Consider the following 312-nt stretch of genomic DNA (forward strand, 5'->3'; position numbering starts at 1 on the left):
CTCAGCAGTGAAACGCCGTAGCGCCGATGGTAGTGTGGGGTCTCCCCATGTGAGAGTAGGACACTGCCAGACATCAAATTATAAGTGTTGCCCGTTTGGCAACACTTTTTTATTTTAGCACTTGCTGATATGGCTCAGTTGGTAGAGCACACCCTTGGTAAGGGTGAGGTCCCCAGTTCGAATCTGGGTATCAGCACCATGAATAATATGTTCGGCAAATAAAACAGAATTTGCTTGGCGGCAATAGCGCGGTGGTCCCACCTGACCCCATGCCGAACTCAGTAGTGAAACGCCGTAGCGCCGATGGTAGTG

The 312-nt window shown here is 50.6% G+C and carries 1 tRNA gene and 1 rRNA gene; both read left to right on the plus strand.

Annotated features, from left to right (window positions below):
• Nucleotides 1-123: 123 nt before the first annotated feature.
• Nucleotides 124-199: transfer RNA gene (locus Xsze_RS21630), tRNA-Thr, on the plus strand.
• A gap of 34 nt (nucleotides 200-233) precedes the next feature.
• Nucleotides 234-312: ribosomal RNA gene (rrf, locus tag Xsze_RS21635) — 5S ribosomal RNA — on the plus strand; the annotation flags it as partial.

This window comes from Xenorhabdus szentirmaii DSM 16338, from assembly GCF_002632585.1.
Lineage (GTDB): Bacteria > Pseudomonadota > Gammaproteobacteria > Enterobacterales > Enterobacteriaceae > Xenorhabdus > Xenorhabdus szentirmaii.